The sequence below is a fragment of the Massilimicrobiota sp. SW1139 genome (assembly GCF_012027715.1).
GTDB classification, from domain to species: domain Bacteria; phylum Bacillota_I; class Bacilli_A; order Erysipelotrichales; family Coprobacillaceae; genus Allocoprobacillus; species Allocoprobacillus merdigallinarum.
On sequence record NZ_SJOR01000014.1, the window covers coordinates 1 to 23,035 of the forward strand.

Annotated in this window: 22 protein-coding genes and 1 other annotated feature; of the genes, 13 read left to right on the forward strand and 9 right to left on the reverse strand. The window is 32.6% G+C overall.

Features of this window, described 5'->3' with window-relative positions:
* The 7 genes from E0K96_RS08305 to greA all read left to right on the forward strand — a co-directional run.
* Positions 1 to 920: IS1595 family transposase (locus E0K96_RS08305; RefSeq protein WP_168082500.1), on the forward strand; the 920-nt coding region annotated here is incomplete at its 5' end.
* A gap of 322 nt (positions 921 to 1,242) precedes the next feature.
* Entirely contained in the window at positions 1,243 to 2,283 is a 1,041-nt protein-coding gene (gene mltG, locus E0K96_RS08310; RefSeq protein ID WP_168082502.1) for an endolytic transglycosylase MltG, read from the forward strand.
* Between the two features lies 1 nt (position 2,284).
* Complete coding sequence (locus tag E0K96_RS08315; RefSeq protein WP_087243150.1) at positions 2,285 to 2,884, forward strand: O-methyltransferase; 600 nt, start codon at positions 2,285 to 2,287, stop codon at positions 2,882 to 2,884.
* Entirely contained in the window at positions 2,881 to 3,813 is a 933-nt protein-coding gene (locus E0K96_RS08320) for a peptidase U32 family protein (RefSeq protein ID WP_168082504.1), read from the forward strand. Before E0K96_RS08315 ends, E0K96_RS08320 begins: the two co-directional genes overlap by 4 nt.
* On the forward strand, positions 3,788 to 5,038 hold the full coding sequence (locus tag E0K96_RS08325) for a peptidase U32 family protein (RefSeq protein WP_168082506.1): 1,251 nt from the start codon (positions 3,788 to 3,790) through the stop codon (positions 5,036 to 5,038). Before E0K96_RS08320 ends, E0K96_RS08325 begins: the two co-directional genes overlap by 26 nt.
* Complete coding sequence (gene udk / locus E0K96_RS08330; RefSeq protein WP_087243153.1) at positions 5,035 to 5,661, forward strand: uridine kinase; 627 nt, start codon at positions 5,035 to 5,037, stop codon at positions 5,659 to 5,661. The genes E0K96_RS08325 and udk overlap by 4 nt, the downstream gene beginning before the upstream one ends.
* A 73-nt stretch (positions 5,662 to 5,734) precedes the next feature.
* Complete coding sequence (gene greA, locus E0K96_RS08335; RefSeq protein WP_087297165.1) at positions 5,735 to 6,220, forward strand: transcription elongation factor GreA; 486 nt, start codon at positions 5,735 to 5,737, stop codon at positions 6,218 to 6,220.
* A gap of 46 nt (positions 6,221 to 6,266) precedes the next feature.
* On the opposite strand, the gene E0K96_RS08340 is transcribed toward greA, so the two are convergent.
* Entirely contained in the window at positions 6,267 to 6,587 is a 321-nt protein-coding gene (locus tag E0K96_RS08340) for a PTS sugar transporter subunit IIB (protein WP_087297164.1), read from the reverse strand.
* A gap of 108 nt (positions 6,588 to 6,695) precedes the next feature.
* Between E0K96_RS08340 and E0K96_RS08345 the strand changes: the two genes are divergently transcribed.
* Positions 6,696 to 7,040, forward strand: a complete 345-nt coding sequence (locus E0K96_RS08345; protein WP_206080660.1) for a hypothetical protein — start codon at positions 6,696 to 6,698, stop codon at positions 7,038 to 7,040.
* Positions 7,041 to 7,105: 65 nt separating this feature from the next.
* Here E0K96_RS08345 and E0K96_RS08350 read toward each other — a convergent pair whose 3' ends face one another.
* Positions 7,106 to 7,459 carry a DUF3792 domain-containing protein gene (locus tag E0K96_RS08350; protein WP_168082510.1) on the reverse strand — a complete coding sequence of 118 codons (354 nt, stop codon included), beginning with the start codon at positions 7,457 to 7,459 and terminating at the stop codon, positions 7,106 to 7,108.
* 41 nt (positions 7,460 to 7,500) lie between these two features.
* On the opposite strand from E0K96_RS08350, the gene E0K96_RS08355 reads away from it, so the two are divergent.
* On the forward strand, positions 7,501 to 8,145 hold the full coding sequence (locus E0K96_RS08355; protein WP_087243158.1) for a DUF421 domain-containing protein: 645 nt from the start codon (positions 7,501 to 7,503) through the stop codon (positions 8,143 to 8,145).
* Here E0K96_RS08355 and E0K96_RS08360 read toward each other — a convergent pair.
* The 6 genes from E0K96_RS08360 to glmS all read right to left on the reverse strand — a co-directional run bounded on the left by E0K96_RS08360 (position 8,142) and on the right by glmS (position 15,290).
* The gene (locus E0K96_RS08360) at positions 8,142 to 8,936 is read right to left on the reverse strand and encodes an ABC transporter ATP-binding protein (protein WP_087243159.1); all 795 of its coding nucleotides are present in this window, start codon (positions 8,934 to 8,936) and stop codon (positions 8,142 to 8,144) included. The genes E0K96_RS08355 and E0K96_RS08360 overlap by 4 nt on opposite strands.
* Positions 8,929 to 9,855, reverse strand: a complete 927-nt coding sequence (locus tag E0K96_RS08365; RefSeq protein ID WP_168082512.1) for an ABC transporter permease — start codon at positions 9,853 to 9,855, stop codon at positions 8,929 to 8,931. The genes E0K96_RS08360 and E0K96_RS08365 overlap by 8 nt, the downstream gene beginning before the upstream one ends.
* 2 nt (positions 9,856 to 9,857) lie before the next feature.
* Positions 9,858 to 10,835 carry an ABC transporter substrate-binding protein gene (locus tag E0K96_RS08370; RefSeq protein ID WP_206080662.1) on the reverse strand — a complete coding sequence of 326 codons (978 nt, stop codon included), beginning with the start codon at positions 10,833 to 10,835 and terminating at the stop codon, positions 9,858 to 9,860.
* 48 nt (positions 10,836 to 10,883) lie between these two features.
* Positions 10,884 to 11,106: a binding site (T-box leader), on the reverse strand.
* Between the two features lie 127 nt (positions 11,107 to 11,233).
* On the reverse strand, positions 11,234 to 12,022 hold the full coding sequence (locus E0K96_RS08375) for a ZIP family metal transporter (protein WP_168082514.1): 789 nt from the start codon (positions 12,020 to 12,022) through the stop codon (positions 11,234 to 11,236).
* Between the two features lie 69 nt (positions 12,023 to 12,091).
* Positions 12,092 to 13,345: a hypothetical protein gene (locus E0K96_RS08380; RefSeq protein ID WP_087243162.1), complete on the reverse strand. Its 1,254-nt coding sequence runs from the start codon at positions 13,343 to 13,345 to the stop codon at positions 12,092 to 12,094.
* A gap of 142 nt (positions 13,346 to 13,487) precedes the next feature.
* On the reverse strand, positions 13,488 to 15,290 hold the full coding sequence (gene glmS, locus E0K96_RS08385) for a glutamine--fructose-6-phosphate transaminase (isomerizing) (protein WP_168082516.1): 1,803 nt from the start codon (positions 15,288 to 15,290) through the stop codon (positions 13,488 to 13,490).
* A gap of 370 nt (positions 15,291 to 15,660) precedes the next feature.
* Here glmS and E0K96_RS08390 point away from each other — a divergent pair, with 370 nt between their 5' ends.
* From E0K96_RS08390 to E0K96_RS08405, 4 genes are all read left to right on the forward strand, one after another.
* Positions 15,661 to 16,182 (forward strand): hypothetical protein, encoded by a 522-nt coding sequence (locus E0K96_RS08390; RefSeq protein ID WP_087243164.1) that lies wholly within the window; start codon positions 15,661 to 15,663, stop codon positions 16,180 to 16,182.
* A 40-nt stretch (positions 16,183 to 16,222) separates the two neighbouring features.
* Entirely contained in the window at positions 16,223 to 16,918 is a 696-nt protein-coding gene (locus E0K96_RS08395) for an AzlC family ABC transporter permease (RefSeq protein ID WP_087243165.1), read from the forward strand.
* The gene (locus E0K96_RS08400; RefSeq protein ID WP_087243166.1) at positions 16,918 to 17,229 is read left to right on the forward strand and encodes an AzlD domain-containing protein; all 312 of its coding nucleotides are present in this window, start codon (positions 16,918 to 16,920) and stop codon (positions 17,227 to 17,229) included. The genes E0K96_RS08395 and E0K96_RS08400 overlap by 1 nt, the downstream gene beginning before the upstream one ends.
* Positions 17,230 to 17,381: 152 nt before the next feature.
* Entirely contained in the window at positions 17,382 to 21,758 is a 4,377-nt protein-coding gene (locus tag E0K96_RS08405) for an MSCRAMM family protein (protein ID WP_168082518.1), read from the forward strand.
* A gap of 63 nt (positions 21,759 to 21,821) precedes the next feature.
* On the opposite strand, the gene E0K96_RS08410 is transcribed toward E0K96_RS08405, so the two are convergent.
* Positions 21,822 to 23,012, reverse strand: coding sequence for an acetate/propionate family kinase (locus tag E0K96_RS08410; protein ID WP_087243168.1), 1,191 nt, complete (start codon positions 23,010 to 23,012; stop codon positions 21,822 to 21,824).
* Between the last annotated feature and the right edge of the window lie 23 nt (positions 23,013 to 23,035).

The window sequence follows — 23,035 nt, forward strand, 5'->3', positions numbered from 1 at the left end:
CTTTCAATAAGCTTTTCTTCAATAATGATGATATGTGTAGAAATTTCTTTTTGAATGTTTTTCATCCTTTAGGACTTGTTTGTCCTGAATGTGGTTGTGTTCATTTTACTTTACTCAAGTGTAGAAATAATGTCTACACTTGTTCTCAATGTTCACATCAAGTCTATCTTTTTGCAGGAACTATCTTTCAGGACAGCAAATTACCATTAAATACACTTCATTATGGTATATTCCTTTTTATCACTTCTACAAAGGGTATTTCCGCAGAAGAACTGTCACGTCAACTGGGCATCAACAGAAAAAGTGCTCAGTTGCTATGCCAAAAACTGCGTTATTTGATGTCTTTGGATAATGGCTGTTTTGATTTGAAATCAAAATTCATTGAAATAGATGGATTTCACATTGGTGGCAAATCTCATAATGGTAAGAGAGGGTTGGGAACTGACAAACAACCCTTTTTAGTGGCTCTTGGTACAGATCAGCTTAACAACTATCCCAATAGAATAAAACTGCTTCAAGTAAAAAGCGAAAACAAGGAAGAAGTAAAAAGGCTCATGAAACATATCTATTACGATAAGGATACAACAATATGCACTGATGGTGACCCGGCATATCACTATTTAAAGGATAGAGTACATCTTATCAATGGCGTTATAGATTACAGAGAATCAGATCATCTTATGTATTGGATAAATATACAGATATCAAATATAAAAAGTAATATAGATGGAATCTATCATGGCATAGCGAAAAAATATATCAATGGATATATACAGGAACATGCCTGGAGATTCAATCATAGATATAGAGGGTTCAAGCTTATGTTTTCCATGATGAGAATTATCAGTTACTCAATTGTAATGACTAGAAAGATGCTTAAAGATTACTACAATAAAGCAAGTGTGTCTGATGGTCTATGATAAAATAATTAATCTTAAATATCAAATTAAAAAATATGTATGGTCCATAAAATGGTCCGTAAAATGGTCCGTAAACAAGTAAATGGTCCATAAAATGGTCCGTAAACAAGTAAATAGTTAAAAATAGAAGATTCCATAATCTCATTATACAAAAACGACAATGATAATCATTAAAGATATTCAATGTCGTTTTCTTATTTAAATGACCATACTAATATTTATTTTGTTACAGCCTCTTTTTTATCTATGATGATAAAAAAAGAAGGAAAGTTGATAAATCCTGTCAAATAACCTATAATAAATAAATGATGGAGGATATTTTATGAAGAATAAAAAAATCATTTATATTGTTGGTGGCATCATTATTGCTTGCATGATTGGTATAATAGTTTTCTATAATTGGGGTATTTCTGCATCTTCATCAAAAGATGAAGAAGTGATTGTAACCATTGAACAAGGTTCAACAGCTTCACAGATGCTTAATACTTTAGAAGATGCTGGACTTGTGAACAATAAATTATGTGGTCAGATTTTTCTCAAATTAAATCACTATGATCGTTTACAGGCCAATACATATGTACTCAATAAAAATATGTCATTATCTGAGATTTTCTCTATTATTGAAAATCCAGACTTTAAGTATATATTGTCGTCTAAATTGACAATTAAGGAAGGAACAACGATTCCAGAAGTTGCTGAAAGTTTTGCTGAAATTTTAAATATATCTGCTGATGAAGTGATTAAGCAGTGGGATGATCAGGAATATTTACAGTCATTAACTGAAGAATACTGGTTTTTAGATGAAAGTATTTTAGATAAAGATATTTTATATCCATTGGAAGGTTATCTCTATCCTGAAACTTATTATATTACAGAACAGGAACCTGATTTAAAAAGTATGACAAAACTCGCATTAGATATGATGGATGAGCGTTTATCTGAATATAAGGATGATATTGAAAAATTAGGTTGGACACCACATCAGTTTTTAACATTTGCTTCTATTGTAGAAAGAGAATCATTATTTGATGAAGATCGTCCTAAAATTGCAGGTGTTTTTATCAATCGTTTAAATAAAGATATGTTATTACAAAGTGACATTACAGTGAATTATGCATGGCAAAGAACTGGAGTTGATGTGAGTGTTTCACATACACAAATTGACTCTCGATATAATACATATAAATATACTGGATTACCAATAGGACCTATTAGTACAATCTCTAAAGTCACAATAGAAGCATGTATTCAATATGAACATCATGATTACTATTACTTCTTTGCAAAAGAAGATGGTACAGTGATTTATAGTCGTACTTATAAGGAACACCAGAAAATAGTAGAGGAGAATAGATGGTATTAATATGATGACATTAGAAGAATTAGAACAGGATGCATTAAAAAGAAATATACCAGTTATGCAAAAAGAGGGAATCCTCTTTTTGATTGAACAACTTCAAGAAAGAAAAGCAACATCATGTCTGGAAATAGGTTCTGCTATTGGTTATTCAGCGATGATGATGACAACACATGTTGAACATTTATGTGTAGAAACCATTGAACTTGATGAACAGCGTTATTTAGAAGCTGTAAGGCATATTCATGAACATGGATTAGAAAAAAGAATTACAATTCATCATGATGATGCTTTAACTTTTCAAACAGATAAACTTCAATTCGCTCCTTATGATTGTTTGTTTATTGATGCTGCTAAGGCTCAGTATCAGAAGTTTTTTGAAAAATATGTTCCTTTTGTGAAAAAAAATGGAATCATTATTGTTGATAATTTAGATTTTCATGGTATGATTTTTGATATTGATCATATTAAAAATCGTAATACACGACAGTTAGTTAAAAAAATCAAAAGATTCAAGGACTGGATTTTTCAACATGATGCATATGATGTTGAATATTATGCAGTTGGTGATGGAATCTGTGTAATTCGAAGAAAGGATGAACAATGAAATTAATAATATCACTCAATCGTAAAGAAAGACTTTATGACTATGTATCTATGGGTATTGATTGTTTTATATTAGGTGGCCAATATTCTTTCTATGCTCCCTCTTATTTTTCATTAGATGATATATATCAAATGGTGAAACAATACCCACAGTGCTCATTTTATGTGGCAGTGAATGCTTTATATGATGAACATGAAATTGAAGCAGTTGAAGCTTATATAGAGGCTTTATCAAAGATGGCAATACATGGCATTTTATTCCAAGATTTTGGTGTTTTACAGATTGTGAAAAATAAGGGATATCACTTTGATATGATGTATGCCCCAGAAACATTAAATACCAATGCTATGACATTAAATGTCTTAAAGCAACAAGGTGTGACAAGTGCTCAACTGGCACGTGTCATTCCATTAGAAGAGCAGTTATCAATTCATCAGCAAGTTCACATGCCATTGATGCTACAAGTTCATGGTGTAGAATATATTGCAGCAAGTAAACGTGCTTTATTGACAAATTATCAGGAAGCATCAGGATTGGCTTTTGATCATAAGAGTCAGACACGTTTAACTATTCAACCACGAAATTCAGATTATGTTTTTCATATTTATGAAAATGAAAGAGGAACACATATTTTTTCAAAGACAAGATTATATATGTTAGATTTATTGAATCAAATTCAAAGTTTTGAATATTTATACATTGAAACTTTGATGATGAGTGATGAAGAGGCTATTGAAGTTGCTTCGTTATATAGTGATGCTTTAAAGAGCTTTGAAAAACAGACTTATGATAGAGATGTCAAAGCTTATATGCAACTTCTTTATCAGTTAAAAACACCTATTGATCGTGGCTTTTTATTTGACCAGACAGTTTATAAATTAGAAGATGTAAGGAAGATGGATCATGAGAAAAATCAGTCAAATCATTAATGGAAAAAGAAAAATTATAAAAAAGCCAGAGTTGCTTGCGCCAGCAGGAAACTTAGAAAAATTAAAGGTGGCTATTATGTATGGGGCTGATGCTGTATTTGTAGGTGGAAAAGAATTTTCGTTACGTTCTCAGGCTTCAAACTTTTCGTTAGAAGATATTCAAGAAGGTGTAGAATTTGCGAAAAAGTATGGAGCGCATATTCATGTCACTTGTAATATTATTTTACATCAGGATAATTTAGAGGGATTAAAAGATTATTTAAAAAAATTAGATGAGATAGGGGTAACAGCTATTATTGTGGCAGACCCATATATCATGAAAATAGCTAAAGATATGAAACTTGGTTTGGAAGTTCATGTGTCTACACAGCTTTCGACTTTAAATAGTCAGGCGATTTCTTTTTATCAGAATATGGGAATGGATCGTGTTGTCTTAGGGCGTGAAGTGACATATGATGATTTAAAATGTATTATGGATAAAGTTGATGTGGATATCGAATATTTTATCCATGGAGCCATGTGTATCCATTATTCAGGAAGATGTATGCTTTCTAATTATTTAAGTCGACGTGATGCCAATCGTGGCGGTTGCTCACAGTCTTGTCGCTGGTATTATGACTTGTATCAGGATGGTGAATTGGTTAATCAGGAAAATGATATGCCATTTAGTATGTCCAGCAAAGATATGTCACTTGTTGCACATATTGGAGAGCTTATTGAGCTGGGAGTAGATTCATTTAAGATTGAAGGAAGAATGAAATCAGTTCATTATATTGCGACAGTCGTATCGACTTACCGTAAATTAATAGATACCTATTGTGAAGATCCTGATCATTTCCAACAAAGTGATTATTTTGAAAAAGAATTGTTGAAAGCAGCCAATCGTGCTTTCTGTCATGGTTTTTATTATGAACATCCTACTGTCAATGAACAGTTGTTTAATATGCGTGATGAACATCCAACACAGGAATTTGTTATGCGTATTGTAGATTATGATAAAGAAACAAATCTGGCTAAGATTGAACAGAGAAACTATTTTAAACTCGGTGATCAGATTGAAGTTTTCTCACCTCATCATGATAATCTTTGCTTTACTGTCAAAAAACTTTATAATGAAGATATGGAAGAGATTGATGTAGCTAATCATCCAATGGAAATTCTTTATGTAGAAATACCTTATCAGGTTTTAAGCAATGATATGGGAAGAAAGGTGAGAAATGTATGAGAGAGCAAGCCGTTATTATTGGAATAGCAGGAGGAAGTGCATCGGGGAAGACGTCTATCGCAAAGCAACTTTATGATTATTTTAAAGGGCATCACAAAGTCAAAATTATCAGACAAGATGACTATTATAAAGATCAGAGTCATCTCACTTTTGAACAACGTGTAAAAACAAATTATGATCATCCACTGGCTTTTGATACAGATTTATTAGTCATGCATTTAAAGAAGTTGAAGAATAAAGAACGTATAGAAAAACCAACATATGATTATACTTTACATACACGTAGTCAAGTCACAGAAGTGATTGAAGGTCGCGATGTTATTATTTTGGAAGGAATCTTTGTTTTGGCTGAACCGACTGTAAGGGAACTTTGTGATATTTTGGTTTATGTAGATACTGATAGTGATATTCGCTTTATTCGACGTTTAAGACGTGATATTGAAGAAAGAGGAAGAAGTTTGGACTCAGTATGTCAACAGTATTTAAAGACTGTTAGACCAATGCATGAACAGTTTATAGAGCCATCTAAAAAATATGCACATATTATCATTCCAGAGGGTGGAAGTAATCATGTTGCTGTTGATTTATTGATGACAAAGATTAAAAGTATTGTCGATGAATAATGAAAATTTACATGAGAAATGCTAGTATTTTCAAGGTATTTATGTTATAGTATAGTCTGCGAGGTGAATAGATATGGATCATGATGCAGTTTTATTAACCCAAAGTGGGGTTGAAAAATTAAAACAGGAAAAAGAACAATTAATTAATGTTGAAAGACCAAAAGTTATTGAAGAGTTGCAATTAGCACGTTCTCAAGGTGACTTGTCAGAAAATGCTGATTATGATGCAGCTAGAGATAAACAGGCACATATTGAAGCGAGAATCAAAGAAATTGATCAAATGTTACTACATGTGCAAATTATTGATGAATCACAATTAGATAGCACTGTTGCGAAACCTGGTGCTACTGTTACAATTTTAGATTTATCTGAAGCAGATGCTCAAGAAGAAACTTTTACAATTGTTGGGACATTTGAAACAGATCCATTAAATGGTAAAATTTCAAATGAATCACCTCTAGCAAAAGCTATTCTTGATCATGGTATCAATGAAATTGTTTCAGTCGGGGTGGCTGAACCATATGAAGTCAAAATTTTAAAGATTGAATATATGGCTTAGATGATGTACTGACATCATCTTTTTTTATTTCAATAAAAAAAGATGGTTATCCCATCTCATCCGATTTATTTTGTTCAATCATTGCCATAGCATTTTGGAATACGTTTTTACCATTCATTGTTCCATAATCACGCATAGAAATATCCATAACTGGTATATCTGGTAAAGCTTTTTGTAATTGTTTTTTAATATATTTCACTTGTGGAGCTAATAAAATGATATTGGCATCTGTAGCCTGATGAACATCATGAACTCCAACAGCTCTTATATCAACACGAATTCCTTGGTAATCCGCTTCTCTTTTCATTTTTTCTACCAATAAGCTTGTTGACATGGCAGCTGCACAGCATAAGACAATATGTATCATTGACAACCCCTCACTTTCAATTTTTCATATTTCTTTCTTATATTATAGGGGAATTTAATAAAAAATCCAATAATTTTATAGTGAAACGTTTGTATGTTTGTTATTTTTATGAAAATAGTATATAATAATTATGGCAAAGAAGTAGGTGGTGATCATATGCAAGAAAGTCGTCAATTTAATCGAACAGTGTTAACATTGTGGGTTGTCTTTTTAATCATTGTTGTTGTTGTCAACGGCATCTATGCTTTTATTCTTCCTATGAGTACACTGGAACTTTATTTGGGACCATTAAATTTCTTTAATATTGCTCCAGCAACATTGTTTGTAGGAGTATTAGAAGATTCTATGGTTAATGATTTAAAGAAAAATACAGCGTTGGCTTGTTTAGTACGTATACCTTATGTCATATTAATAGTAGTAGCAGTATTCTTTTCATGCTTATTATTATTTTAAAAAGGAACTGTCCTGAAGTGAATCTTTATGATTGAATTTGGATTCATTTCAGATAAGTTCCTTTTTTATGCAATCTTACGTGTTTTGATTTCTTTAAAAAAGCCAATCAATAAAAATATGCATGACTTGAAAATCAAATGTACATATTGAATATCATCAAGATGAAGGCATAAGCTTATTAAAAAATACAAGAGAGAAAAGAATAAACAGTGTTTCATGCGATGATCAGGTAAATGTGATGTCAAATATAACGCTGCAATAATAAGTGTCATATAAGCGAATACTTGCAGAATGATTTGAATAAATAAATGATTGATTTGCATGAAATAAGATAAAAGGGAAAGAATAAGAGAGATAAGTATAAAAGGAATAAGAAAAATTAAACATGTATAAATATAAGTACGTAGTGTTTGTTTCATGGTTTCCTCCTAATATACTGTATGCAAAGGAGTTTTCTTTTATGAAATATATAGAAATCTTTATAGAAAGTTTTGGAACGTATATTTTACTTGTCTTGATGATTCGTTTTTTAGGTAAAAAAGAAATGAGTAAACTCAGTGTTTCAGATTTAATTGTATTTTTAATTATTAGTGAATTGATGACAATTTCAATTGGAAATGAAAATGTTAACTTTTTACAGGCAGCACTTGCAGTTTTAGTCATTGTTTTTATGGATAAGCTATTTACGCTGATTTCATTAAAGAGTCCATTTTTTAAAAAGATGGTAGAAGGACATCCAACCTTTATTGTCTTTCAAGGAAAACTGAATCAAAAGAAAATGGCTTCATTAAAATATAGTGTTGATGATCTTTGTCATCATTTAAGAGAGCAGGGGATTGGCTCTTTATCAGAAGTTGACTTTGCAGTGTTAGAAACAGATGGTCAGTTATCTGTGATTGAAACGAAAAACAGTGAAGTGAAAGCACCAGCAGCCATTATTAGTGATGGTCAAATTAATTATGAAATCTTGCAGTTAATGAATCGTGATGAAAATTGGTTGATTAAAAAGTTGAAAGAAGCTGGAATTCATGATTATCATGAGGTTTTTTATTGTGTTGTGGAAAAAGAACGTTTATTTGTCATTAAAAAAAGGCTAGATAACTAGCCTAATAACATTCTATCATTGACAAATTCTTCACCAATGGCTTCTTCAAATTTCTTAAGTAAATCATTCACAGTTAATTGTTTTTTCTCTTCACCCTGAACATCATAAATAATACGACCATCATACATCATAATGAGACGATTTCCAATATCTATGGCATCTTTCATATTATGTGTAACCATCATGGCAGTTAAATGTTGCTCAGTCACGATCTGTTTTGTCAGAGTTAAAACTTTTGTACTGGTAGCAGGATCTAATGCTGCTGTATGCTCATCCAGTAATAACAGCTTAGGTTTATTGAGCGTAGCCATTAAAAGTGTTAAGGCTTGACGCTGTCCACCTGATAATAAGCCAACTTTCGTTGTTAAACGGTCTTCTAAGCCTAACCCTAATGCTTTAACAATTTCATAGTATTCTTCTTTTTCTTTTTTTGTTACACCCCAGTGTAAACTACGTTTTTGACCACGACGTGCAGCCATCGCCAGATTTTCAATAATTTGCATATCAGAAGCCGTCCCCATCATAGGATCTTGAAAAACACGCCCAATGAATTTGGCACGCTGATATTCAGGCGATAAAGATATATCTTGACCATCTAAAGTCATGATTCCACAATCAATAGGATAAACCCCAGCAATAAGGTTTAAAAGGGTACTTTTCCCAGCACCATTGCCACCTATCACAGTCACAAAATCTCCCTGTTTGAGTTCTAAATCTAGTTTGTTAATGACACATTTTTCATTTGGAGTTCCAACATGGAAAGATTTAGAAACTTTTTCTAATTTAAGCATGATTTTCAAATTCCTTTCCTGTTAATTTTTTATACATTGTTAAACGTTTCTTTTTATCAATAATGACAGGAACAGTCAGTGCAATGGCAACAATCAAAGCAGTTAAAAGCTTTAAATCATCTGTATTTAATCCCATCTGTAAAACAATTGCTACAATCATACGATAGATAATAGAACCCACAACAATAGATGTTAAACGTAATTTAAAACCAGCTTTTTTACCAAAAATCACTTCACCAATGACAATGGAAGCCAAACCAATGACAATGGCACCTGTTCCCATTTTGACATCAGCTACACTTTGTTGTTGAGTGACCAAAGCACCACTCATAGCGACAAGTCCATTACTTAACATTAAACCAAAAAGTTTCATCGTATCAGTATTGACACCATTGGCTCTCACCATATTTTCATTATTTCCAGTTGCTCTTAAACATGAACCAAATTCGGTTCCTAAAAACCAGTAAATACCAGCCACGACAATGAAACTAAAGACAAGACCGATACAGATTGTAATCCATTGTGATGTTAATGGAATGACATTAGCTAAATCTTTAAAAAGCGTCGAAGACTGTAATAATGGAATATTACTTTTTCCCATGATTCTTAAATTAATAGAATAGAGTGCAAGCTGTGTTAATATCCCAGCTAAAATGGCAGGCATTTGACATTTGGTATGCAAAAATCCTGTTATAAATCCTGCTAAAAAACCAGCCAGTGTTGCCAAAAAGATGGCAACTAAGGGATGTACACCAGCGACCAGTGCAACAGCACAAACGGCTCCTCCGGTCGCAAAACTGCCATCAACTGATAAATCAGCAATATCTAAAATGCGAAAAGTTAAATAAATGCCTAGAGCCATAATTCCCCATAAAATACCTTGACCAATGGCTCCCTGTAAAGATAATAATATCGCCATAATTATTCTCCAATCATAGTTGCATTCAGTTCAGTAGGAATATCAATACCTAATTGAGTAGCTACTTTTTGATTAATAAAATATTGACAGTCTTTTCCTTCAACAAAAGTGACAGGTGTTTCTTCTACTTGAGCTTCACCATTAAGAATAGCTAAAGCCTGTTTTCCAGCATTTTGACCAACAGTATAGTAATCTAAACTCAAAGTTGCAAGACCACCATTTTCACACATACTTTCTTCACCAACGATCACTGGCAGATTGTTTTCATTTGTTACTTGTGCAACAGTTGCCATATTAGAAGCAAGAAGATTGTCAGTTGGAATATAGACAGCATCATAATGACCAATCATAGATTGTGCAACCTGTTGAATAGCACTCGAATCATTAGATACTGTCACTTCACTGGCTTCTAGTCCTAAATCTTTTGCAGCCTGTAAAGCAATTTCTCCTTGATATACGGAGTTTGCTTCATCGCTACAATAGAAAATTGCGATTTTCTTAGCATCAGGAATCAATGTCTTTAAGAGTTCTAATTGTTCCTTGATTGGATTTAAATCACTAGCTCCAGTGACATTTGTTTCTGGTTTTTCATTGGATTTGACAACGCCAGCTGTTTCAAAATCAGTAACAGCAGCTCCTACAATAGGAATATCAGTTGTTTTATTAGCAGCAGCCTGTAAGGCATCAGTTGCGATAGCATAAATCAAGTCATCACCATCATTGACAAATTTTTCAGCAATTGTCTGGCAGTTGGAAGGATCACCACTGGCATTTTGAAAATCAATGTTTTCTTCTTTGACACCAGCTTCGATTAAAGTATCTTTAAATCCTTCATATGCTTTATCTAATGCAGGATGTTGTGCAAACTGTATAGCCCCAATCTTGACTTCAGATAATTCTTTTGTTCCAGTTGTTTCACTGGCACATCCTGTTAAAAGCAACCCCATTGTCAATAATAATACAGATAGTTTTTTGATCATATTTTATTCCTCCTCATTTTTAAGATTATAAAACAAAAAAACCCGTCCCAAGAGGGCGAGTGAACGCGGTACCACCTCAATTTATTATAATCTCACAATTATAACCTTTATAAGTTGAATAACTTTACATAAATAACGTTATGTCCCCGATTACCCCTTATCAAAGTAATAGCTCCGTGGTGTATTCAAAATTTCTTTTCGTATGATTCGCACCAGCCATCATATCTCTTATGTCACAGAAATTTTTACTTCGTCACATCATTGCTTTTTGTTTTATATATCATCTATCATAAATAAATGAAAATTGTTTGTCAATCATTTTTTAAAAAATAAAATAAAAATAAGTATTTAAAGAATTATTTTTATAAAATTTGTTAAAATAGCAAAAAATAGAGTGGTTAAGATAACATTATATCTAAAATCATCATCACTACAAAGCCAATCATGCAAGACAGGGCACCTATATCAATCTGATGTTGGCAACAGGCTTCTGGGATCATATCTTCCACACAGACAAATAGCATCGCACCAGCTGCAAAACTTAAGGCAAATGGAAGAATATTTTGAATCAAAGAAGCAAAGATATATCCAAGGATAGCTGAAGGAATTTCAATAATCCCTGAAAATTGTCCGTACATCATAGATATGAATTTACTCTTTCCATATTGATGCATAGGGAGTGCAATGGCAGTCCCTTCAGGAAAATTCTGAATACCTATTCCAATAGAAAGAACCAATGCTGGAATAAACTGTTGATGCGCACTAGCAAAAGCGACGCCAACAGCCAAGCCTTCAGGAATATTGTGCAATGTCATAGCAAGCATTAATAATTGATTCTTAGAAAAACGTGATTGAAGACCTTCTATTTCACCTGATATCATATGTTTATGTGGCAAGAAATGATCACATAAAGCTAAAAATGCAACACCACATAAAAAACCAAATGGAATAATCATAAGATACCATTTATTCATATTTTCTAAAAGGTTCATTGCAGGTAAAATTAAGGAAAAAAATGAAGCAGCAATCATAATACCTGCACTGCTTCCTAAAGCAATAGAGACCAGATGTTTATTTTCTTTATTTGTGAAATAAACCAAAGAAGCACCTAAAAAGGTAGAAAACCAATTAAAAATAATAGCTCCGATAAAAATAAGAACAGGCATTTCTTGTAATATTGATAACACATTTTCACCTCATTATAGAGTATGAAAAAGACAGTTTTGTGTGACAAAAAAAGCTATGCAGGGCATAGCTTAGTATTGAATATCTTCATATAAAGTTTTAATTAAAATGGCTTTTGAAGATGGTTGTTGTTTTTTGAAATCAAATGTTTTCATTAAGCTATATTCAACAACATCATATTTTTCAACCATTTCATCATAAATATAATCAGATTGTCTAAAGAACAAATGATCACCACTATCATTATCTTGATCGATACTACCAAATTCTTTATCTTTGTTGTAATAAACAACTTTTCCTTCAAAACGATCAATATATTCATCAAGATGTTCCATTAACTGATTATATAAGCGATCATATAAAGAGCTACTATCCGTATCTTGATATTGTTCAGAAATTGAATTTTGAGAAACATCTTTTTGATTTTCAGCTTTAAGCTGATAAACAAAAGCATTTGCTAAATCAATCACTTCCTGATTTTGACCAGTTTTCACCATATCTAAAATCATTTCATATAATCCCAATTCATCAAGATTATATCCAGCTTTAAAGAATTTATAAACAAGATTTGTATAAGCTTCTTTCACTTTACCAGTATTCATATATAAATCATAAAGCACTTGGAATGAATCAACGTTTGGAATCTTGTTTCCTAATGATAAGAATTCATTTTCAGCTTCTTCATATCTTTTTAAATGTACAAGTGAAGATGCACGATAGTATTTAACCCAATTTAAATTGTTATAATGCCATTTAATAGGTTGTGTAAAAGCCATGTTTGCATATTCTACACAAGATTTATAATCTTCCATTTCATAAGAACATCTAACTTTTAAACGATACCATTTTTCTTTCTTTGATTCATATTCTTTACCTGCACTATTAACAAAAGGTTCAATGCTAAGTGTCTGAACATCAAGTTTATCTAAAAGTTCAGATAATTTTTGATAACGAACAGGTTTTTGATTCATGACATACTTCATAGCTTTATTGATTGTCGCTTCTAAAGGAGAATATTTTTCTTGTTTACATAAGTTTGTGATTTCATCAACAATAGAGAAAAATAAATCTTCTTTTTCTTTGATTTTATCGTCATCAATATTAATGTATTTATTATAAAGTGCATAACCATAATGATTAATAAAACCACTTAATCCTTCTCCAACTTGCAAGAAAGTCTTACCTACTTCAATTGCATCATCAGTACGACCTTGATTTTTCAATTCTTTTACATAATCCATAGCTTGAAAATCATTAAATGAGCTTGGATCTTCTTCAAAACGTTTATCATAATTTGTTAAATCTTTTGGTTCACGTTTTTCCACGATTCATCACCTCGATTATTATTATATCAATTTCATAACTTCTTGTGAAGAATAAAGATTTATTTTTCAAAATCAATCATAAAAATGAACCTCTATTATTGGGGTGTCCAAATAATGAGGTTCATTTTAATCTGATGTTTTTTTATTCGACAGTTACAGATTTTGCAAGATTACGTGGTTTATCAACATCACAACCTTTAATGCATGCTGTGTAGTAGGCAATAAGCTGTAAAGGGACAGCAACCAATATTGTCTGAAGAGTAGGGTCAATATCAGGAAGTTCATATACGTTTTGAACATTTTTCACTTCCATATTTTGAGTTGTCAGTAATATAACACGTGCTCCTCTGGCCATTGTTTCTTGAATATTGCTGATTGTTTTTTGTGCAATATGTGGTTGAGTGGCTACTGCAATAACAACAGAATCGTTTTCTATTAAAGCAATAGGACCATGTTTTAATTCACCGGCTACATAAGCATCAGCATGGACATATGACACTTCTTTTAATTTTAAAGCACCTTCTAAGACACTGGCATAATCTAAATTTCTACCAATAAAGTAGGCATCATGTTGATTTTCCAACATTTTTGCATACTGGGCAAAAAGATTTTCATCCTTTAAAATAGTATCTACATGTTGAGGAATAGACATTAATTGTTGAATAACCTGTTTGTTGATGTCCCTGCCAAGCTGTTGAGCAATATAATAAGCTAACAGAATCAATAAAACCAATTGTGTTGTATAAGCCTTTGTTGATGCTACTGCAATCTCTGGACCTGCACATGTATATAAAACATAGTCACTATCACGAGAAATTGTACTTCCTAATACATTTGCAATAGCAATTGTTGTTGCCTTTTTTTCTTTTGCCAGACGTAAAGCGGCTAAAGTATCAGCTGTTTCTCCAGATTGAGAAACAAAGATTGCTAAAGTCTTTTCATCTACAAAAGGATCATCATAACGAAATTCACTGGCAACTTCGCTTAAAACAGGAATGTCTAATACTTTTTTAAGAATATGAGCACCACACATAGATGCATGATAAGCTGTTCCACAAGCAACCAGATAGATTTTATTGAACTGAGAAAAATCAATATCTTTTAATTCATCTAAAATAATGTGATTGTGATTGATACGACCTCTTAATGTTTCAGCAATGACATGAGGCTGTTCATGAATTTCTTTCAACATAAAAGTATCATAACCATCTTTTTTAGCTGCTTCTAAATCATAAGGAATAGTTGTTGTTTGTTTTTCAATCGGATGTCCGTGTTGATCATAAAATGAAATATGATCAGTTGATAAAACAGCCATTTCATAATCTTCTAAAAAATAAACTTCTTTTGTATATTCTAATAAGGCTGGGATATCACTAGCACCAACATAACCATCTTTTGTTTTCCCAATAATTAAAGGGCTGTCCTTTTTTGCAACAATGATGTGTTCTGGTTCTAATGTTGAAAGAATACACAAAGCATAGCTTCCTTTGATTTGAGCCAATACTTTTTGTGTTGCTTCTAATAGATTGCCATCATAAAGACTATCAAGAAGTTGAACAACAACTTCACTATCTGTATCAGATTGAAACTGATATCCTTTTTTTAATAATTCATCTTTTAATTCACGATAATTTTCAATAATCCCATTATGCACTAAAGCAATTGTTTCATCCTGATTGGTATGAGGATGAGAATTAAGATTAGAAGGAACACCATGAGTTGCCCATCTTGTATGACCAATCCCCACATGTCCACTTAGATGCTGATTTTTCAGTTTATTTTCTAAATTTTCTAATCGTCCTTTACATTTGACAGTGATAAGCTGATTGTTTTCAAGTGTTGTGACACCTGCACTGTCATAACCACGATACTCCAATTTAGATAAACCTTGCATTAAAAAAGGCAAAGCTTCACCTTTTCCACAATAAGCAGTAATTCCACACATAAAAAATTTCCTCCATCAATTTAATTTTTTATTATTGAATGAAGTGATGCCTAATGATATTTGTTTAATGATCACTCATTAGTTTTGCTCATTGTTCAGGTAGCATCATACCTCCAGATCATCCGCCGAATCTTTCGATAAATCTGGTCCTCGTCAACTTTATATGTATAAAGTCCTGGCGCTTTTCTTTTGTAACTTCATCAATAATAGATATTATTATACATGAAACATCATCGAATAGTTTTCATATTTTAAAAATGTTCCCATTATAATATATGAAATATAAAAATTTGATGTGAAATAAAAAAAGTTTGTTTAAAAAAAAGAAAAATGAGAAAAATATGCGTATATATATAATAGGAGGGTTATTATGAGTATACGTAATAATTTACTGGAAATGAATAAATCATTAAAAAAACTAGAAGAATCCGGTGTTTATGATGTAGAAAAATATAGCTATGCATTATTACATCAGACCAGTCAGTTAGAGTATTTTTACTGTCATTTGGTTAAGGATGGCGACTGTAATCAGACGTTCTATCATGTACATAAAAGACCACATATTCATGAATTGGCATATTTCAATATTGGACGAGGCTTCCCTAAAGAACTTATGGATGGACATTGGTGCTATGTTTTAAAAGATATGGGATATAAAATGCTTGTTGTTCCATGTACATCTATCAAAAAAGATTCAACCCCTGCTAATCCTATATTTGAAAAGGATATTAAAATAAAAACAGATACACATATAACACATTGTCGTATTCAATTGAGTGATATTCGTTCAGTTGATATCCAAAGATTAGATTTAAGAAAATCTTTTTATCAGGTATTAACATCAAGAGAAGACATTATCGAATTTATTGAAAAAAATTTGTTTGATAAGTAATTTTGATTCATGTATCATAGGGATATATGGAGGGGATTTGATGGAGGAATTTTTAAGAGGCTGTAGAAGATCTCTGCCGATTGCTTTGGGGTATTTTCCAGTTTCTTTTTCTTTTGGGGTTTTTGTTGCTTCAAGTGGTTTACCATTTGGTTTAGCAACATTGATTTCATTGACTAATTTAACATCATCGGGGCAATTTGCTGGAGTATCTTTGATGCTGGCTCAAGCTTCGTATATGGAAACTGCATTAACACTATTGATGATTAATGCAAGATATTTTTTAATGTCTTTATCTTTAAGTCAAAAGATTGATCAAAAAATGTCAACGCTGGAAAGAATGGTGATTTCTTTTGGAATTACTGATGAAACATTTAGTTTGGCATCTTTGGAACATGGAACATTATCTTTTTCTTTTATGGCAGGATTTATTTTGGTACCTATTATTGGATGGACGAGTGGTACACTTGTTGGTGAAACGCTGACAAATATTTTGCCACCTGTTTTACAAAATGCAATGGGGCTGGCTTTATATGGCATGTTTTTAGCGATTATTGTTCCAGCATCTGCCAAATCACGTGCTATATTAGAAGTTGTAGTCATAGCAGCAATTCTTTCAACAATCATGTATGAAGTGCCTTTGTTTCAAGGATTATCTAGTGGATTTCAATTGATTGTGGCTACAATACTGGGAGCTTTCTATGGGGCTTTACGTTACCCTATTGAGGAGAATGTCTAATGTCAAGCTATTTATTACTGACTGTTTTTGTGATGGCCGTTATGACCTATTTGCCAAGAATGTTGCCACTGACGTTTTTTAAAAAAGAAATCCACTCACGTTTTATACGTTCGCTTTTATATTATGTGCCTTATGCTGTTTTATCGGCATTGACATTTCCAAGTATTCTATATGCAACTGGACATATGGGCAGTGCTTTGGTTGGAGGACTGGCGGGTATTTACTTTGCTTATCGTCAAAAAGGCCTGGTTTTTGTTGCCTGTGTGACCGTTATATGCAGTTTCATTGCGCACATACTGATTCCATTTTAGATGGAATTTTTTTTATTGATTCATGATATTTTATGGTGATGGAAAATAAGGAAGATGTTTTAAGACAGGATGATGACCTGTCTTTTTTGATATGGAAAAGGAGGTGATGTGTTCGAAAACGATTATGTTTAGCTAAAAAGGAGGGAAAAAAGATGGATAAACATAAGCATTTTATAAAATTAAAGAAAGTCATACTTTTGATGTTGTCGTGTATTTTTATGTTGAACATAGGTGAAGTTTATGGAGCTTCATATGAGATGAATACTTATAATTATCTGGCAGGTATCACCACAAAAGCTGGATCCAAATTAAATGATGGAACTGTTTTGGAGGCCAGTTCATATGATGAAGGTGTGACGGTTCTTCTGACAACAAATGGACAGTATTTTTATTGTCTAGAGAATGGAAAGGCTGTTCATGATGGAACACAGTATACGCCTACTGACACAATTGAGCTTATTGAAGAAGCTCAAAAGAACAAACATTTAAGTTCGTCAGAAAAGGAAAAGCTTATTAGTCGAGTACTAAGTCTAGCACCAACAAAGATCAATGTTTCATATCATACAAATGGATCATTAAAAGCAGTGAATGGAAATGCCTATCAGTGGTATGCAGCACAAATTATTGTATGGGAAATCATGGTTGGTGAAAGAAATGCAGATGGTAGTTATCGAGGTGTGACAACCAGTGGTGCGACTTCTGTTTATAATTCTTTGAATTGGTCTAACTCTACGACAAAGTCCAATGTCAAAACATACTATGATTCTTATAGTCAGATTTTAAAGACATGGGGACAGATTCCTAGTTTTGCATCAAAGAGTGAAAGTCTTGCGAAAACATATGAAATGACTGCATTTGATGGCAATCATTATTATATGGAAATGAATGATCAAAATCAGGTTCTTGAAAGATATAATTTTAAGGCCAACGGGCTTTCGTTTGTTAAAAATGGAAATGTTTTAAAAGTCACAGCGAATGCTTCATTTGATGATACGAAAACAGTATCTGGAATCAATAGTCTTGATCTCAATAAAAGACAGCTGCTTTGTTTAGACAGTTCTGAAAGATATCAGAAAGTCGCGATTGCAGGAGAATTGGATGAAGCCTTGCCAAGTGCTTTCTTTAAGATTAAGATTGGAGCATCTGCTTTAAAGATTACTAAAAAAGATAATAAGGGTAATAATATTGCTGATGTACAGTTTCAAATTTCTTATCATGCAGACATGAGTCAAAGTCTAGGTACATATACAACTGGAAAAGATGGAACAGTTACGATTGACAAACTGCAACCAACAACCATTTATATACAGGAAATCAAGGTTCCAGATCATCTTGTCTTGGATTCAACAGTCCATTCAGTAGAGTTAAAAGCTGGTCAAACAGCTTCGTTTACGCAAACGAATAACTGGAAACAGGGTTATATTCAGGTTGTGAAAAAGGACAAAAAAACAGGTGAGGTTGTTAAGAAACCAGGTACAAAGTTTGAGGTCTTAAGTGGAAATCAGGTAGTTGCGACAATATCTACAAATAGTGAAGGTGTTGCTAAAACAGGATTACTTGATTATGGAACATATACGATTCGTGAAAAAGAAGCACCACAGAACTATGTCATTGCGACACTTGAAAAGAATCAGAGCGTGACTGAAAATGGTAAGACTTATGCCATTGAAATCTATAATGAACCAGTTCTAGGGAAAATTGAATTAGAGAAACAGGATAAAGAAACTGGGAATGTCTCTCAAGGAGATGCAACCTTGAAAGATGCAGAATATGTTTTAAAAGCCAATCAAGATATATTGAATCCATCTGATGGAACTGTGCTTTATAAGAAAGATGAAATCATCTCTCAAAAGACAGTTGGAAATGGTGTCTGGGGTGATACAGGAACAAAGAAAACAAATGATCAGGCAAAAATTTCATGGTCTAATTTACCGATGGGTGTCTATCGAGTAGAAGAAACAAAGCCAAGTGTTGGATATTTATTAGATGGGCCTCAGATAGTGACATTGACATCTTCAAATTCGAATCAGCAGGTTGTCACACAAAGTGTTGTTTCTAAAGAACAAGTCATTAAAGGAAAACTTGAAGTTGCCAAAATGGGAACTGATGGATCAAGTGGCATTACACAAGGATTGGCAGGTGTAGAATTTACTATCAAGCTTTACTCAGATGTTCAAAAGAATGGATGGGATCAGGCAAGAACTTATGATGTTCTTGTGACAGATTCAACGGGACGAGATACATCTATTGATCTGCCTTATGGTATTTATCAAATAAAGGAAACAAAAACACCAGAAAATTATTATCCTGCTGGTGATTTTTTTATTACCATTAATGAAGATCAGGAAATTGAATATAGAATGGTCAACAACGCACCATTTCAGGCATGGTTAAAAATTGTGAAAAGAGATAAAGATGGACAGAAAGTGGCTTTATCTCATGCGACATTTAAGTTAAAAGATAGCGAAGGAAATGATGTCAAACAAAAAGTTGGCATGGTTTATAAAGATGAATGGGCAACAGATGAAAATGGATATGTTGTGCTGGATGATATGGTCAAATCAGGAACATATACAATCGAAGAATTGAGAAATCCTGAAGGATTCCTTATTGGAGATGATATTCAAGTGAATATTACAGCAGATAATGATGAAATCTATTTTGATGAGGACAATCAACCTGTCATTGAAGTTTCATTTATCAATGAAAAACCAACAGGACATTTGATTCTTCATAAAGAATTTGAAAGAGAGGAAGATACAGCTGTTGGTGGAGCACAGTTTAAAGTCACTGCTGATAGTGATATTATGGATCCAGCAACAGGAAAGATGATTTACAAAAAAGGTGATCCTGTCATTATGGGGAATTCAACTGATGGTATTTATATGATTAATGAAAGTGGAAAACTGGAATTAAAAGATTTACCACTTGGAACAACGGGTGCCAGATACAAGGTTGAAGAGATTTCAACGATAGATGGATATGTTCTTTTGGATGAACCAGTCATTTTTGAGTTTGATATCAAAGACAATACGACAAAAGAATATACAGTGGAAAAGACAATAAAGAATAAGCTAACAGAAACATATTTCTCTAAACAGGATTTAAACGGAACAGAACTCAAAGGTGGAGAATATTCTGTCATTGATGCTAAAAGTGGAGAAATGATTGATCAATGGACAAGTGATGGAAGAGGTCATCTCGTTAAAGGACTTGTCATTGGAAAGGATTATATCTATCGTGAAGATTTGACACCCCTTGGATATACTTATGCCAAAGATGTGAAGTTTACAATGTCAAAAAACAAACAGACAATTGTCATGAAAGATACACAGGTGGATGTCAATAAATTAGATGTAGATGGTAACGCTGTTCAAGGAGCGACTCTTCAGATTGTCAGTGATAAGACCAAAAATATTGTTGACCAATGGGTAACTGACGGAAGTGTTCATCACGCTGAAGGACTTATTGTTGGTCAAACATATATCCTTCGAGAAATCAAAACACCAGATGGATTTGCGATGGCTAATGAAATGCAGTTTACTGTGAAAGAGAATGAAAATATGAATTTATCTATGATAGATAAGAAAGTCATTTTCTCAAAAGAGGATGCAGGTGGACAGGAAATTGAAGGTGCATCTATGCAAGTCATTGATAAAGAAACAGAAAAAATTGTTGATGAATGGATTTCTACAAAGGATAGTCATACTATAAATAATCTTATAGTAGGTAAGACTTATATTCTTCATGAAGATTTAGCACCAATTGGTAAGAATCTGGCGCAGGATATTGAGTTTAATGTCACTGATGATCAACAGAATCAGCATATCACAATGATTGATACAACAGTTGGTATTCAAAAGAAAGATGAATTAGGAAATAATGTCAAAGGTGCGACATTACAGATTGTGTCTAATAAAACAAAAAACATCATTGATCAATGGACAACAGATGGATCAGTTCATTATGCGCAAGGATTGAAGGTAGGGGAAACTTATACAATTGTTGAAGTCAAAACACCAGAAGGATATGAAACATCTCCGTCCGTGACTTTGACTGTTGATGGAAAACAGGATATGTCACTGACAATGACAGATCATCGTATTATCACTGATATTTTGATCAATAAGGTTGATAGTCAAACACATAAGAACATTGTTCATAATGATTTTGAGTTTACAATTTATTTAGATGAAAAATGTCAAAAGCCATTCAAAACATTAAAGGCTGATACAACAAAAGGGACTGTCACTTTTGAAGATTTAGAGTATGGTCAAACAGTTTATGTCAAAGAAACAAAAGCGCCAAAGGGTTATCAGTTATCTGATGAAGTTGTTAAGATTGTCATTGATGATCAGCTTGAAGGAATTGGAAAGGTGCATAGTTTTCAGTATGAAAATGAAAAGATTCCAGTTGTCGTTGTGAAAACAGGAGATACGACGCACATGTTTTATTATCTGATATTAGCTGGAGGATGTTTGATTTTCATTATAAAGCTTTGTAGAACTCAAAAAGAAACAGATAGGTAAAGAAAAAGATGCAGGGATTTTGATCCATGCATCTTCTTTTCTTTTATATTGTTTTTTTTTATTTTATAGATTTAATAAACGTTTTGTATCTCTGGCAATCACAAGTTCTTCATTTGTAGGAATGACATAAACTTTGATTTTTGATTCAGGTTTAGAAATTAAACGTTCACCTTCACCATTTTCATTAGCATCATCATCAACAACAATACCTAATGCTTCACTTACTAATGATAGAATTTCTTTTCTAGCATAAGCAGAGTTTTCTCCAATACCAGCTGTAAAGGCAATTGCATCACATCCACCTAAAGCAATAAAATATCTACCAATGTATGCAATAACTCTTCTAAAGAAAATGTCAATAGCTAACTTAGCTCTTTCGTTTCCTTCATTAGCAGCATTTAATACATCTCTAAAGTCACTTGATACACCTGATACACCAAGTAATCCAGATTCTTTATTTAACATATGAATGACATCTTTCATATCCATACCAACTTGTTCAATCAAGTAATCAATGATAGAAGGATCCAAATCTCCACTACGAGTTCCCATCATAATTCCAGCTAATGGTGTAAATCCCATAGATGTATTAATAGATTTTCCATCTTTGACAGCTGTTAAAGAACCACCAGCTCCTAAGTGAGCAACAATGATTTTAGAATGTTCAGGGTTACCTAGTTTTTCAATAACTTTTTGTGATACATAATAATGTGAAGTCCCATGTGCACCATATTTTCTCACTTTATAATCAGTATAGAAACGATATGGAATTGGGTAAATATAACATCTTGGTTCAAGTGTCTGATGGAAAGCAGTATCAAACACAGCAACAGCACCAGCATTTGGAATAGCTTCCTTAAAAGCATAATATCCTGTTAAGTGAGCAGGGTTATGTAAAGGTGCTAATGATTTTAATTCATCAATCTTGCTGACAACATCTTCATCAATAATAGCAGATTCTTTAAAATAAGAACCTCCTTGTACAACTCTATGTCCTACACCTTTAATGTCTTCCAATGAAGACACGATATTTTTTTCTAATAATGTATCTAATAATAAATGAACAGCTTCTTTATGTGTTGGAATAGGTAAAGTACGAACATCTTTTTCACCATTGAATTTAATTGTAAAAATAGAATCTTCTAAACCAATTCTTTCAATAACACCAGAAGTAATGACTGTTTCATCATCCATTTCAAATAATTGAAATTTAAGTGATGAACTACCAGCATTCACTGCAATAATTTTTGCCATTTTTCTTATCCTCCCTTAATTCC